General features: G+C 75.1%; 13 protein-coding genes. 5 read left to right on the top strand and 8 right to left on the bottom strand.

What is annotated here, in order from left to right; genetic code table 11:
* Positions 1–423: 423 nt before the first annotated feature.
* Positions 424–750 carry a hypothetical protein gene (locus ABTY04_RS06905; protein WP_352212273.1) on the bottom strand — a complete coding sequence of 109 codons (327 nt, stop codon included), beginning with the start codon at positions 748–750 and terminating at the stop codon, positions 424–426.
* Between ABTY04_RS06905 and ABTY04_RS06900 the strand changes: the two genes are divergently transcribed.
* Together ABTY04_RS06900 and ABTY04_RS06895 are read left to right on the top strand one after the other, a co-directional pair.
* Entirely contained in the window at positions 741–1,667 is a 927-nt protein-coding gene (locus ABTY04_RS06900; protein ID WP_352212272.1) for a pseudouridine-5'-phosphate glycosidase, read from the top strand. The two genes, ABTY04_RS06905 and ABTY04_RS06900, sit on opposite strands and share 10 nt — an antisense overlap.
* Positions 1,664–2,563: a carbohydrate kinase family protein gene (locus ABTY04_RS06895; protein ID WP_352212271.1), complete on the top strand. Its 900-nt coding sequence runs from the start codon at positions 1,664–1,666 to the stop codon at positions 2,561–2,563. Before ABTY04_RS06900 ends, ABTY04_RS06895 begins: the two co-directional genes overlap by 4 nt.
* A gap of 45 nt (positions 2,564–2,608) precedes the next feature.
* Here ABTY04_RS06895 and ABTY04_RS06890 read toward each other — a convergent pair whose 3' ends face one another.
* The gene (locus ABTY04_RS06890; protein WP_352212270.1) at positions 2,609–3,247 is read right to left on the bottom strand and encodes a hypothetical protein; all 639 of its coding nucleotides are present in this window, start codon (positions 3,245–3,247) and stop codon (positions 2,609–2,611) included.
* A gap of 167 nt (positions 3,248–3,414) precedes the next feature.
* Entirely contained in the window at positions 3,415–4,077 is a 663-nt protein-coding gene (locus ABTY04_RS06885; protein ID WP_352212269.1) for a nucleoside/nucleotide kinase family protein, read from the bottom strand.
* A 91-nt stretch (positions 4,078–4,168) separates the two neighbouring features.
* On the opposite strand from ABTY04_RS06885, the gene ABTY04_RS06880 reads away from it, so the two are divergent.
* Positions 4,169–5,614, top strand: a complete 1,446-nt coding sequence (locus ABTY04_RS06880; RefSeq protein ID WP_352212268.1) for a WGR domain-containing protein — start codon at positions 4,169–4,171, stop codon at positions 5,612–5,614.
* A 25-nt stretch (positions 5,615–5,639) separates the two neighbouring features.
* Here ABTY04_RS06880 and ABTY04_RS06875 read toward each other — a convergent pair whose 3' ends face one another.
* The gene (locus ABTY04_RS06875; protein ID WP_352212267.1) at positions 5,640–6,011 is read right to left on the bottom strand and encodes a cupin domain-containing protein; all 372 of its coding nucleotides are present in this window, start codon (positions 6,009–6,011) and stop codon (positions 5,640–5,642) included.
* A 150-nt stretch (positions 6,012–6,161) separates the two neighbouring features.
* Between ABTY04_RS06875 and ABTY04_RS06870 the strand changes: the two genes are divergently transcribed.
* A complete protein-coding gene (locus tag ABTY04_RS06870) occupies positions 6,162–6,866 on the top strand; it encodes a DUF2293 domain-containing protein (protein ID WP_352212266.1) in 705 nt (234 codons plus the stop codon).
* Positions 6,867–6,890: 24 nt separating this feature from the next.
* Here ABTY04_RS06870 and ABTY04_RS06865 read toward each other — a convergent pair whose 3' ends face one another.
* Complete coding sequence (locus ABTY04_RS06865) at positions 6,891–7,640, bottom strand: chaplin (RefSeq protein WP_352212265.1); 750 nt, start codon at positions 7,638–7,640, stop codon at positions 6,891–6,893.
* A 127-nt stretch (positions 7,641–7,767) separates the two neighbouring features.
* Between ABTY04_RS06865 and ABTY04_RS06860 the strand changes: the two genes are divergently transcribed.
* Positions 7,768–8,310 (top strand): hypothetical protein, encoded by a 543-nt coding sequence (locus tag ABTY04_RS06860; protein ID WP_352212264.1) that lies wholly within the window; start codon positions 7,768–7,770, stop codon positions 8,308–8,310.
* A gap of 35 nt (positions 8,311–8,345) precedes the next feature.
* On the opposite strand, the gene ABTY04_RS06855 is transcribed toward ABTY04_RS06860, so the two are convergent.
* The 3 genes from ABTY04_RS06855 to ABTY04_RS06845 are packed head-to-tail and all read right to left on the bottom strand — an operon-like array spanning position 8,346 to position 12,603.
* Positions 8,346–8,531: a hypothetical protein gene (locus ABTY04_RS06855; RefSeq protein WP_352212263.1), complete on the bottom strand. Its 186-nt coding sequence runs from the start codon at positions 8,529–8,531 to the stop codon at positions 8,346–8,348.
* A gap of 38 nt (positions 8,532–8,569) precedes the next feature.
* Entirely contained in the window at positions 8,570–9,775 is a 1,206-nt protein-coding gene (locus ABTY04_RS06850) for an SWIM zinc finger family protein (RefSeq protein WP_352212262.1), read from the bottom strand.
* Positions 9,772–12,603, bottom strand: a complete 2,832-nt coding sequence (locus ABTY04_RS06845; RefSeq protein WP_352212414.1) for an SCO1167/SCO6262 family helicase — start codon at positions 12,601–12,603, stop codon at positions 9,772–9,774. The genes ABTY04_RS06850 and ABTY04_RS06845 overlap by 4 nt, the downstream gene beginning before the upstream one ends.
* Positions 12,604–12,804: the final 201 nt, after the last annotated feature.

Here is a 12,804-nt window from a genome sequence, read left to right as displayed (position 1 = left end):
GCGTCAGACCGGCCGCCGGGCACTGAGCACCGGCTGGTGGCACCTGGTGGCCGCCGCCGGGTGCCGCACCGCAGCGCCGAGACCGGCGCGGCGTGCGTGGCCGGCCGTCTCCCCTCCGGGCAGCGCCCAACAGGTGGCCCGGGACGTCCGGGTGGTCCGCGTCTCGCCACCGGGCCCGCCGCAGTTCGCCGTACGGGCGGGTGGAGAGCAGCGGGCCACCGGGGCGCAGCACCCGCTGGGTTTCGGCCAGGGCGGCGCCCACGTCCTCGGCCGTGAGGAGGTGCGGCAGGGCACTGTCGGCTCACACGACCGCGTCGAAGGAGCCGTCCCGGAAGGACAGGGCCCGCGTGTCCGCGGCCGCGGCGGACAGGACGGGCCCGCGCGCGGCCGCCTCACGGACGGCGCGCGCGGCCGAGAGCGGGCTCAGGCCGGTCCCGGTGGCCCGGTGGCCCGGTGGCTCGGGGTGGCCGGCCCCGGCGCCCGGGTGCCGATGCCGCAGGCGTTGTCGAGCACGCGGTGCGGGCCGGGGTCCGGCAAGGGGGTGAGCAGCCCGTTCAGCGCCTTGCCCTGGCGGGCGATGCCCGCGTCCCGGTCCGCGTACAGGAGGTCGTACCGGTCCGCGAGATCGTCACAGAAGGCGCGCGGATCCCGGGGGTTCAGGGGGCAAGGCCGCCCGGACAGGTTCGCGAGGCCGGCCGGGAGCGCGTTTGGGGGCGGGGATCCCGTGCCAAGGATGGGACATGCACACATCACCCGAGGTCCCCGTCCTGTCCGAAGAGGTCCGCGAGGCGCTGGAGCGGCGCCGTCCCGTCGTGGCCCTGGAGTCGACGATCATCGCGCACGGCCTGCCCCGCCCCCGCAATCTCGCCATCGGTGCCGAACTGGAGGCGCTGGTACGTGCCGAAGGGGCGGTTCCGGCCACGATCGCGGTCGTCGACGGCGTGGCGTACGCGGGCCTGGACAAGGCGCAGTTGGAGCGGATCGCCGGCGGTGAGGGCGTGCGCAAGCTCGGCCACCGGGATCTGGCCCCCGCGCTGGCGGCCGGCGCGACGGGCGCGACGACGGTGTCGGCGACGGCGTTCCTGGCGGCGCGGGCCGGACTTCGGGTCTTCGCCACGGGCGGGCTGGGCGGCGTACACCGGGAGTGGGCACAGACGCAGGACGAGTCGGCGGATCTGCAGCTGCTGGCGCGGACCCGGATCACGGTGGTGTGTGCCGGTGTGAAGTCGATCCTGGACGTGCCGGCCACGCTGCAGCGGCTGGAGACGCTCGGGGTGGGGGTGCTGGGGTACGCGACGGAACGTTTCCCCGGCTTCTACCTGGCCAGTTCCGGGGAGCCGGTGGACTGGACCGTCCACCGGCCGGAGGAGGTGGCGGCGGTGATGGCTGCTCAGGACGCGCTCGGTGGAGCGGAGTCGGCGCTGCTGGTGGCCAACCCGGTCGCAGAGGCGGAGCAGCTCGATCCGGACCTGCACGACCGGGTCCTGGCCGAGGCCCTTGAGGAGTGCCGTGCGCGGGGAATCACGGGGCAGGCGGTGACCCCGTTCCTGCTGGGGTTCCTGGTACGGGCGACGGGCGGGGCCTCGCTGGAGGCCAACCTGGCGGCGGTGCGGGGCAACGTGGCGCTCGGGGCCAGGATCGCGGGGGCCTGGGCGGCGCGTCCGTGACCGCGCCCGGGGCCCTGCTGGTCGTCGGGGACGTGGTGACGGACGTCGTGGCGGTGCATCCGGAGCCGCTCGCCCCGGCCACGGACACGGCCGCGCGGATCCGGACCCTGCCGGGCGGCGCCGGCGCCAACGCGGCCTGCTGGGCGGCGCACGCGGGGGCGGCGGACGTACGCCTCCTGGCCCGAGTCGGCACCGAATCGGCCCGGTGGCACGAGCAGTCCCTGCGGGACGCGGGGGTGCGGCCGCGGCTGGTGATCGACCCGGCCGAGCCGACCGGAACGGTGGTGGCGCTGGTCGCCGCGGACGCGGAGCGGACCTTCCTGACCGACAGCGGCGCCGCGCTGCGGCTCTCCCCCGAGGACTGGGCGCCGGCCCTGCTGGACGGGGCGGCCCATGTGCACCTGTCCGGCTACCTCTTCTTCGCCGACAGCAGCCGGGCGCTGGCCCTGGTCGCGCTGCGGGCGGCACGCGCCCGGGGGGTGCCGGTGAGCGTGGACCCGGCCTCGGCGGGATTCCTGGCCGGGCTGGGCGTGGAGCGCTTCCTCGGTGCCGTGGCGGGGATCGGCGTACTGCTGCCCAACGAGGACGAGGCGCGGCTGCTGGCCGGGCTGCCGGAGGGAGCCGGTGCGGCCCGGGCGGCGGCGGAGCTGAGCCGACGGGTGCCGCTGGTGGTGGTCACCCGGGGTGCGGCGGGGGCGCTGGTGGCCGAGGCGGGCCGGGTGACCGCCGAGGTGTCGGCGGAGCCGGCCGATGCGGTGGACTCGACGGGTGCCGGGGACGCGTTCACCGGCGGGTTCCTGGCGGCCCGGCTCGCGGGCGCGGCCCCTGCCGATGCGGCCCGGGCGGGGTGCCGTGCGGCCGCGCAGGCGGTCACCCGGCTGGGCGGGCGTCCGTAGCGGCGGGAGCGGCGCGGCGGCCCGGGCGCACGGCGGTCGCGGCGGCTACGGGGTGTACTCCTCCTGGCCGAGGGTCTCGATCATGCCCCTGTGGTTCACGTTGTAGTGGAACACCAGGCCCTTGTTCGGGTGGGACTCCAGCCACGAGGTGAGCTCGTGCGCGGTGATCGGCTTGCTCACGGAGCCGGTGAGGATGGGGGCCATGGCGGTGATCTTGGCGTCGTCGGCCACCGGGATGAAGGTTTCCTCTCCGACCGTCACGAAGGGGGTGGCACCCCCCGCGACGGGGCAGCCCCAGTTCCCGTGCTTGACGATCAGGCTGAGCATGCCCCCCTCGGGGGTGTAGCGGTAGACGGCGATCTCGTCGGGCGAGATCGGCATCTTGTGGTCGCAGGTGGGAGCGGGCGCCGGCGGCTTCGGCTTGCCGGTCGCGGTGGCGGCCGGGGCCGGCTTCTTCGAGGAGGTCGCGGAGGCGGACGGCGTCGATCCGCCGGGCGCGGCCGAGGAGGTGGCCGCGGCCGACGGGGTCGCCGTGCTTGCGTCGGGCGCCGTACCCGCGGCTCCCGCAGAACCGTCGTCGCCGTTGCAGGCCGTGAGGGCCAGGGCTCCGCACAGCACCAGCGCGGCGCACGCGTGACGCCGCAGCCGTCTCGGACCCCGGGCCGCCGTACCGCGTCCGCCCATTGCCTTCTCCCTCTGCCAGGGCGCCACCGTGTGGCCACCGTCGAAGCGTGGCGTCAACGTAGCGCCGCGGTTGCGGCCGGGGCGACGGCCGGATCCCGTTCGTCACCGAGCCGGGATGGCGCTGTTGCCGATCCCGGACGTCCGTGACGGGGCGGGGGTCCGCGAGGTCAGCCGGCGGGGCCGGTGGGGCTGATGAGACCGGTCCAGGCGGGGTGGCGGGGGTCGTCGGCCCGGACCACCGCGTCGGCCTGCGCCCCGGGGTCGGTCTCCGCCTCGTAGCGGGCGAAGGCGGGCAGCGTCCAGCGCGCGGAGTCCTCGGTGCGGCGGGCCAGCGCCCCCGGGGAGAGCCGGATGTGCACGCTGAGGTCGAAGGGGAACCAGTGTCCCAGTAGCAGCGGGCCGTGCACGATGACCACGCCGCCCGGCGGGAGTTCGGTGTACGGACTGCGGGTCGCGCGGTCGGTCACCGGGTCCCAGAGGTCGGGCAGCACCCGGCCGGTGCCGCCCGGGTCGGTCGGGCCGAACACCTCGCGCCGGAGGGCGGCGGTGTCGTACCAGCCGCCGAGGTAGGAGTCCACGTCCTCGCGGCCGAACTCGAAGCGGAGCGAGGCCGGCCGCAGGAAGCCCTCGGCCGGGACCACCAGGACCGGGCGGCTGCGCAGCCGCAGCTCTTCGGCGAGGTGGCCGGCGAGCACGCCGGTGCCGGCGGCGGGCGCACCGTCGATCCCCACCCGCTGCCAAGTCCCCCGCCCGGCGGAGGCCTTGTGTTCGTCGAGGTGACCGGCGAGCCGCTCGGCCATCCGCTGCCATGTGATCGCTTCCAGCTGCACGGGCCCATTGTCAGTGGTGGGCCTTAGCGTTTTTCACGAGGGATCACCGGCGGGAAAGAGCCGTTGGCCCGGCCTTGGGGAGGGGTCTGTCATGGCTCGCGAGAAGACGTATCTGGAGCTGTCGCAGGACGGCGGCGGGGCGCACAAGTTCTACGAGGTGACCGTGGACGGCACGGCCGTCTCGGTGAGGTACGGGCGCATCGGCGCGGACGGCCAGGTGCAGAGCTCGTCGTTCCCGACCGTCGAGAAGGCCCGGGCGGCGGCCGCCAAGAAGATCGGGGAGAAGGTCCGCAAGGGGTACGCGCCCGCCGTGGCCGGACAGCGCGCGGCCCGGGCGGTGACGCGCCGCCAGGTCACGTCGGCGCCGTCGACGGCGCGGGCGGTGGCCCCGGTGCTGTGGCGGTTCCGTACGGGCTCCTCGGCGTTCGGGATCCATGTGGACGAGGACCGCTGCTGGGTCGGGAACCAGGCGGGGGACGTCTACACGCTGAGCCACGGGGGCGAGGTGCTGGCCCGGTACTCGCTGCCGGACGGGGTGAAGTGCCTGGTGGCGGACGAGTTCTGGATATACGCGGGCTGTGACGACGGCACGGTGTACGACCTGTCCTCGAAGGTGCCGTTCGGGGCCTACGACATCGCGGCGGACGTGGACATCTTCTGGCTGGACATCCACGAGGGCGTGCTGAGCGTGTCCGACCGCAGCGGCGGGCTCACGGTCATCGACCACGAGGACGAGTTCCAGTGGTCGCGGCGGTCGTCGGGCTCCAACGCGTGGATGGTCCGGGCGGACGAGCGGGCGGTCTACCACGGGCACAGCCAGGGCGTGACGGCGTACGCGGCCGACGGCGGGGCGCAGCTGTGGCACACGCCGACGGGCGGCTCGGTGCTCTTCGGCTGGCAGGAGGACCACACCGTCTACGCCGGCACCGGGCGCCACACCGTGCAGCGCCTCGCGAAGGCGACGGGTGCCGTGGAGGCCTCGTACCGGTGCGACGCCGCCGTGTACGCGTGTGCGACCTCGCCGGACGGCCGGCACGTGTTCGCCGCCGACTACGCCTCCTCGGTGTACTGCTTCGACGCCGACGGACAGCGGCTGTGGAAGCTGGGCACCGGCGGCGGTTCGGCCCTGTCCATGCAGTACCTGGACGAGCGGCTGTACCTGGTCACCACGGACGGGTCCCTGATCTGCATGGACGCGAGCGAGGCGGCGATCCTCGCGGCCCAGCAGGGCTCCGTGCCGACCGCGGTCGATGTGAAGTCGGCGGCTGCGCTGCCGGTGTTCACCCCGGCGGCGTCCGCCTCGGCGGTGGCGACCGTCTCGGTGGCGGCGGCGCCGGCGGACGGTGTGGTCGTGGAGTGCGTCCGGCAGGGCGGCCGGGTGCGGGTGCAGGTCGTGTCGGGCGGCTTCGAGCCCTCGTGGAACGTGCAGTTCCCGCGCGGGATCCGGGAGCCCGGCGCCCGGTACGTGGTGGACGGGCTGCACGCGGCCTCGGGTGGGTTCTACCGGGTGCGCGGGGAGATACGCCGCCTGGTCTGAGCGGGTCGGCGCCCGGCGGGCCGGTTCACGTGAAGTCCCCTGAGCAGGGGCACGGTGTTGCGCCGCGCGGGGCGGCAGCGGGTATGGAGAAGGCCTCTTCCTCGGCGAGCGTGGAGGTCACGTACAGCACGACGGGTACGGTGCCGAGGTTGCGGCCCAGGTGGAGGTGCTCGATGCCGGGCGGCTCGACGAAGCTGGTCCCGGGCCGGTGCACGACCGTCGTGTTGTCGTGCAGGATCCGCGTCAGCGTCCCGGACTTGACGAGCGCGATCAGCGGGACGCGGTGGAAGTGCCAGCCGGTGCAGCCGCCGGGCGCTATGACGACCTCCCGGCCCGCGAGGTCCTCCGCGCCGGCCGTGTCTCTCGCCGGCCGCGCCGTCGCCTGCCGTCCGCCCATGTCGCCCCTCCTCCACGGGCATCACGGCCCTACCGCAGCCCCGTCGCCCCACGGTAGAGGGACATCCGGCCATCCAGGGGGAGTTGAAGAAACCCGGATCGCCGGACCTCGCGAGGTGATAAGCCGACCGGACAGCGGTATCACCAGGTCATGAGCCTCGTGGTGTTCGAGTCACTGAAGCAGATCCACTGCGCGCAGTGCCGCCAGGGGCCGCTGCGGCATCTCGTCCGCGAGGCCGGTGTGCCCCGCTGTCTGGACTGCGCCGACCTCGGGCACCTGGTCTACCTGCCGCGGGGGGATGCCGCGCTGACCCGGCGGGCGCGTGAGGCCAGTTCACTCTCCGCGGTCGTCGTCCGCTTCGACAAGCGGCGCCGGCGCTACGAGCGCCTCGGGCTGCTGGTCGAGGACCCCGCGCTGGCCCGCGCGGAGCGCGCCTGTCTCGCGGACGCCGAGGCGCGGGCCCGCCGCCGGGAGCGCGACCGGCTGCGCCGTGCGGTGGAGGACACCCGCTTCACGGCGGCGTTCACCGCGGAGATCCGGCGGCTCTTCCCGGGCTGCCCAGCCGAGCGGGCGGCGGCCATCGCCACCCACGCCTCGGTGCGCGGCAGCGGCCGGGTGGGCCGTACGGCGGCCGGCCGGGCCCTCGACGAACAGGCGGTGTCGGTGGCGGTCCGGGCGGCGGTGCGGCACACGGACACCGAGTACGACGCCCTGCTGATGGCGGGCGTCCCGCGGTTCGCGGCCCGGGCCCGGCTGGCGCCGCAGATCGACGCGATCCTGGACGGCTGGCGCACACTCCCACCGCCCGCGCCGCCCGCGCACCGGCCCGTGCCCGCGTCGGGCCCCGAGCCGTAGGCAGGCCTGCGGCGCGCCGGCTGCCTACCGGAGGCGGAAGCGGCGGTAGAGCAGCACCCCGCCCAGCAGCAGGGCCCCGCCGCTGGGCAGCAGGTAGCCGACTCCGTCGGCCCCGGTGTGGGCGAGCGCCGGGCCGTGCTGCGGCGGCGCGGACGGGGTGACGGGCTGCTCGACGGCGGGTGGGGCGGGCGGCTCGACGACGGGCGGCTCGACGGCAGGCGGCTCCACGACGGGCGGCTCGACGACGGGCGGCTGCTGCGGGTTGGAGCCGCTGGGCTCCCCACCGTTGACGGAGGTGTTGCCGGTGGTGCTGCTGCCGATGCCGACGACACTGACCGCGTTGCCGCTGATGTTGGCCGGGACGTGGACCGGAAGCTGGATCCCGTTGCCGGACACCACTCCGGGGGAATCCGTTACGCGTCCCTCGGCACGGGCTCCCCCGCCGTTGTCGGTCTGGACCACGGACCCGTTCGCATCCCCTGGTTTCGACGCATGCGTGGACGACGACGCTGGACTTCCGTCGCCCGCTTCGTTGGCACAGCGGTTGCCCGCAGCCGGGTTCAGCAAGCCGGCCACGTTCACGGTGTTCCCGCACACGTTCAGCGGGGTGTGCACCGGCAGCTGCACCAGATTCCCGGACAGCAGCCCCGGCGAACCCTCGGCCGTCCCGCCCGCGTTGGCGTCGGCATGGGCGAATCCGCCGACGCCGGCGACCGCCAGTCCGCCTCCCGCGACCACCGCCGCGATCACGCCATTCCGACGACTGTGACGCATCAGTTTCCCTGCCTTCCGGAGGAGTCCACGGGTACTGCACCCGTACCGCAGAAAACGCGGTAAACCCATCCGGGTTACAGAGCCGGTGGGCATTTCACTCCATCGTGTGCTGGGTACTGCCTACTTCATGACCGATCGCCCGCTGCTGCTCCTCGACGTGGACGGCCCCCTCAACCCGTTCCGCTCACGCCTCGCCGGGCTGCGCGGATACACGAGCCACCGGATGCGTCCGACCGGCTGGATGTCCCACCGGGACCCGGATTCCCGCAGCGCCCGGCGCGGCCTGCGGGTGCGCCTGCACCCGTCCCACGGCCGCCGTCTGCAGGCCCTGCCCTTCGAACTCGCCTGGGCCACCGCCTGGATGCACGAGGCCAACACGTTGATCGCCCCGCACGTCGGGCTACCCGGCGACCTTCCTGTCATCGAGTGGCCGGAACTCTTCGCCGACGACCCCGACGGACTGTTCTGGAAGACCCGTCCGCTCCTCGGCTGGGCAGCCGGCCGTCCCTTCGCCTGGGTCGACGACATGATCACCGCCCGCGACCGCGCCTGGATCGCCGCCCACCACCCGGCTCCGGCACTCCTCCTGCGCATCCACCCCCGACACGGTCTGCGAGACCGGGACTTCACCACGTTGACGCGCTGGGCGGCGGCCCTGCCGGACGAGTGAGCGCGCACCCGTCGCGGCAGGTCTGCGCAAGGGCCTCAGTGGGGCGCGACGAGCCGGTCCGGGGAACCGCTCAGGCCTCCGCGGCCGCGCAGCTCTTCGATGTCGGACTCCAGCGCAGTCCGGATGTCGGAGCCCATGCGCTTCCACCCGAAGAATTCCCGTGTCTGCTGGAGAAGCTCCTCCCTGTTCATCCCCGGGCATTCGAGGACCAGCTCCCTCATGGCCGGCTGCCTCTCGCCGGAGGAATTGCCGTTCGGCGTCAGTGGCGCAGGGCCGTGAGGGGGTCCGGGGAAGGGGTGCCCGTCGGCCACCAGTCCTCGGTGTCCGGGCGGGACTCGTAGGCGTACCAGAGGCCGTCGCGGCCCAGGCGGAGCTGGCAGGTGTGCGCGGTGAGCCGGTTGCGCTCGGGGCGGAAGACTCCCCGGGAGGCGGCGAGGAGGGCCGGGCGGGCCCGGTCGAAGGGGCCCGCCGGGGGGTCCCAGGGCTCTTCGAGGGCGGCGAGCGCGGGCCGCCCGCCCTGGCGCCAGGCTGCGGCGGCCCGGGCCAGGTCGGTGGTGGTGCGGCCGGTGGCGCGGGCCAGGTCCCGGTAGAGGGTGCGGGCCGCTCCGGTGAGGCCGGCCGTGTGGTGCGCGGAGGCCAGACGGACGGCGTCCTGCCAGAGGGTGAGACCGGCGATCGGGTCCTCGGCGGTGGTGAGCAGCGCGAGGGCGCGGGCGGCCGCGTCCGTGGCGAGCTGTTCCAGGGCCAGCGGGTCCGGGGCCGCCGGATCGGCCGGGTACGCGGGCGGCAGGCCCGCGGCCGCGGGCGCGGCCGGCGGGGCCGGCAGCGGTGGCAGGCCGGTGCGGGCCAGCGCGGCACGGGCCGGGACACCGGGGAAGTCCGGTGCGGCATCGGGCTGTTCGCGTGCAGCGTGGGCGGCGTTGCGCCGGGTCAGCTCGTCGAGGAGCTCCCGTTCGCCGCGGCCGCGCAGGAGCAGCAGGACGAACGGGTCCTCGTCGAGGAGGCGGGCGGCCCGGTAGCAGAGGGCGGCGGCGTGCTTGCACGGCGGGCGGGCGGTGTCCGGGCAGGAGCAGCGCGGGACGAGCTCGCCCGCGCCGGGCAGGACCGTCCCCGCCAGGGACTGCGGGACCTCTCGCTCCAGCAGGCTCGCGAGGGCTGCGGGGTCGGCGGCCACCGACTCCAGGAGTTCGCTCCACCCGTCGTCCGGGAAGGGGCTCAGCGCCAGTTCGGTGCGGTACGGGCGGGCCCGGCTGCCCCGTACGTACGCCACGATCCGGCCCGGGGTGATCGTGACCGCGTCGACATGGCCCTCGGCGGCGTACGCCCGGCCCCGGGCCAGGCGGGCCGGGTCGCGGGACACCTCTTCGAGCGCCGACACCCAGGCCCGGCCCCACCAGCTGGTGGCCTCCACCCCGGCGGGCACGGTATCGAAGGTACGGCGGCGGTCGTCCCGCGCGGTGATCATGCGGGCCTCCGCAGGGAGACGAGGTCGGCCAGCTCGCGGTCGGTCAGCTCCGTCAGCGCCGACTCCCCCGAGCCGAGCACGGCATCGGCCAGGGCCCGCTTCGCTTCCAGCATTTCACCGATCCGGTCCTCCACGGTGCCCTCCGCGATGATCCGGTGGACCTGGACGGGCTGCGTCTGGCCGATCCGGTAGGCGCGGTCGGTGGCCTGCTCCTCCACCGCCGGGTTCCACCAGCGGTCGAAGTGGATGACATGGCCGGCCCGCGTCAGGTTCAGCCCGGTGCCCGCCGCCTTCAAGGAGAGCAGGAAGACCGGGACTTCGCCGGACTGGAAGCGGTCCACGAGCTCCTCGCGGCGCGCGACCGGGGTCCCGCCGTGCAGCAGCTGGTGGGAGATGCCCCGGGCCGCCAGGTGCCGCTCGATGATCCGGGCCATCGTCACGTACTGGGTGAAGACCAGCACCGAGCCGTCCTCCGCGAGGATCGTGTCCAGCAGCTCGTCCAGCAGGGCCAGCTTGCCCGAGCGGTGCGGGATCCGGGGCTGCTCCTCCTTCAGGTACTGCGCGGGGTGGTTGCAGATCTGCTTGAGCGAGGCCAGCAGCTTCATGATCATGCCGCGTCGCTCGATGCCCTCGCTCGACTCGATCACGGCCATCGCCTCGTCCACCGCGGCCTGGTAGAGCGAAGCCTGCTCCCTCGTGAGGGAGACCGGATGGTCGGTCTCCGTCTTCGGCGGCAGCTCGGGGGCGATCCCCGGGTCGGACTTCTTGCGCCGCAGCAGGAACGGCCGTACGAGCGCGGCCAGCCGGGCGACCGCCGCCTCGTTGCCCCCGTCCTCCTCCTGCTGGTGTTCCACCGGGCGGGCGTGCCGGGCCCGGAACGCCGTCAGCGGGCCGAGCAGCCCCGGCGTGGTCCAGTCGAGCAGCGCCCACAGCTCGGACAGGTTGTTCTCCACCGGGGTGCCGGTCAGCGCCACCCGGGCCGGCGCCGGGATCGTGCGCAGCGCCTTCGCCGTCGCCGAATGCGGGTTCTTCACGTGCTGCGCCTCGTCGGCGACGACCATGCCCCAGGGCTGCCCGGCCAGCCGGGCCGCGCTCGCGCGCATCGTCCCGTACGTGGTGAGCACGAATCCCCCGGCGAGCCCGTCGAGGCTGCGGCTTCCTCCGTGGAAGCGGCGCACCGCGACTCCGGGCGCGAACTTCTCGATCTCCCGCTGCCAGTTGCCCAGCAGCGACGCGGGGCACACGACGAGCGTCGGCTCGGGGCGGTCCCGGTGCAGGTGCAGCGCGATCAGGGTGACCGTCTTGCCCAGGCCCATGTCGTCGGCGAGGCAGCCGCCGAGGCCGAGCGAGGTCATCAGGTCCAGCCAGGCCAGGCCGCGCGCCTGGTAGTCGCGCAGGGCGGCCTTGAGCCCGACGGGCTGCGGCAGCAGGGCGGGCTCGCCGGTGAGCCGATCCCGCAGGGCGGCCAGCGCGCCGACGGGAACGGCCGCCACCGGCTCCCCGTCGACCTCGGCGGTCCCCGTCAGCACCGTGGCCAGCGCATCCACCGGGTCCAGCAGCCCCAGCTCCCGCTTGCGCGCCTTGCGCACCAGCTCGGGATCGACCCGCACCCACTGGTCCCGAAGCCGCACCACGGGCCGGTGGGCCTGCGCCAGGGCGTCCATCTCCCCCGGGGTGAGCCGGTCGCCGCCCAGCGCGAGCTCCCAGGAGAAGGCGAACAGGTTCCGGGCGTCGAAGAACGCCGTGCCGTCGGTGGCCGATCCGGGCGCGGCCGGCCGTACGACCGCGGTCGCGGACAGCGTACGGGCCAGCTCCCGCGGCCAGTGGACGAGGACCCCGGCGGCCGCCAGCCTGGTCGCGCCGGTGCCCAGCAGGTCTTCGAGCTCCGGGTCGGAGAGGGCCAGGACGTCGGGGACCGGCTGGTCCAGCAGGCGCAGCAGCGGCGGCCAGACCCGGGCGGCCCGGCGCAGCGCGAGCACCGCGTCGATCCGTGCGCGCGGCCCGAAGCCGGCGGCGGCCGCACCGGCCCACAGCAGCCCGGCATCGGTCACGAGGGTGGGGTCGGCGAGGCTGTGCACCTGGACGACGGCGGCGCCCGCGCGGCGGACGTCCTCCTCGTCCGCCTCGTCGAAGAGGCGGAACGAGGACAGGTCGAGCCGCAGCGAGATCCCCACGCCGGCATCGGCGCCGGCCGCGACCTGCGCGGCCCAGTCCTGTATCCCGGGCACCCGCTGCGGCTCCTGCGCGGCGAACGGCCGCCCGGCCGCCACCGGCGCGGCCGGGGTGCGGGGCAGGCTGTCGGCGACGGCATCGAGGAACGCCCGGACCAGGGCCTCCGGTTCGGGCAGCCGGAGCGGGCGGCGGCCGGCCAGGGGGGTGGCGTACCCCTCGTACGGGAGCGCGGCGGCCACCGCGCGGAGGAATCCCACGTCCTCGGCGTCGAGCGGACCGGCCCGCCAGGCGTCGACCCCGTCGGGGGTGGTCCCGGGGAGGAGCCGACCGCGGGCGACGAGCGCCAGCGCGTGGCAGGCGGCGGTGCCCCAAGCCCGGGTGGCGGGGTGCGTGACGGCGCTGTACGGGGCGCGGGCGAGCAGGGGCAGGGCGTCGGTGACGGAGAGGCCGAGCGAGGGGACCGTACGGGAGCGCACGGACGAGCCATGGGGGCGTACGACCGTGAGCGGCGCCGGAGTCCCCACCGGGAGCTCGGGGAGGGCGTCCCCGTCGGCGGCCCAGAAGGCGATGCGGGCCTCGCGGGGGACGGCGGCGGGCAGGAACACGGCGGGGTGGCGCAGGAGGGCGTGCGCGGGGTGCGGCGGTGCCGGATGCAGTGTCCGCTGCGATGTCGGCTGCGGAGTCACGGTGTCACCTCCCCCTCCCCTCGGTTCCTTCGGGCCAGACCGAGCCCGTCTGCCGCCGAGTCTAGGCGCGCCCACTGACACCCGCGCTGACCTGGGCAGATACCGGATCCCCAGCCAGGGCGCCGAACCCGCCTCCACCCCTGGCGCACCACCGCCCCGCCGGTGGGACCA

This window comes from Streptomyces sp. NPDC097981 (assembly GCF_040302565.1).
GTDB lineage: Bacteria > Actinomycetota > Actinomycetes > Streptomycetales > Streptomycetaceae > Streptomyces.
Note: the sequence above shows the minus strand (reverse complement) of the source record. Positions and strands in the feature narration are given on the sequence as shown.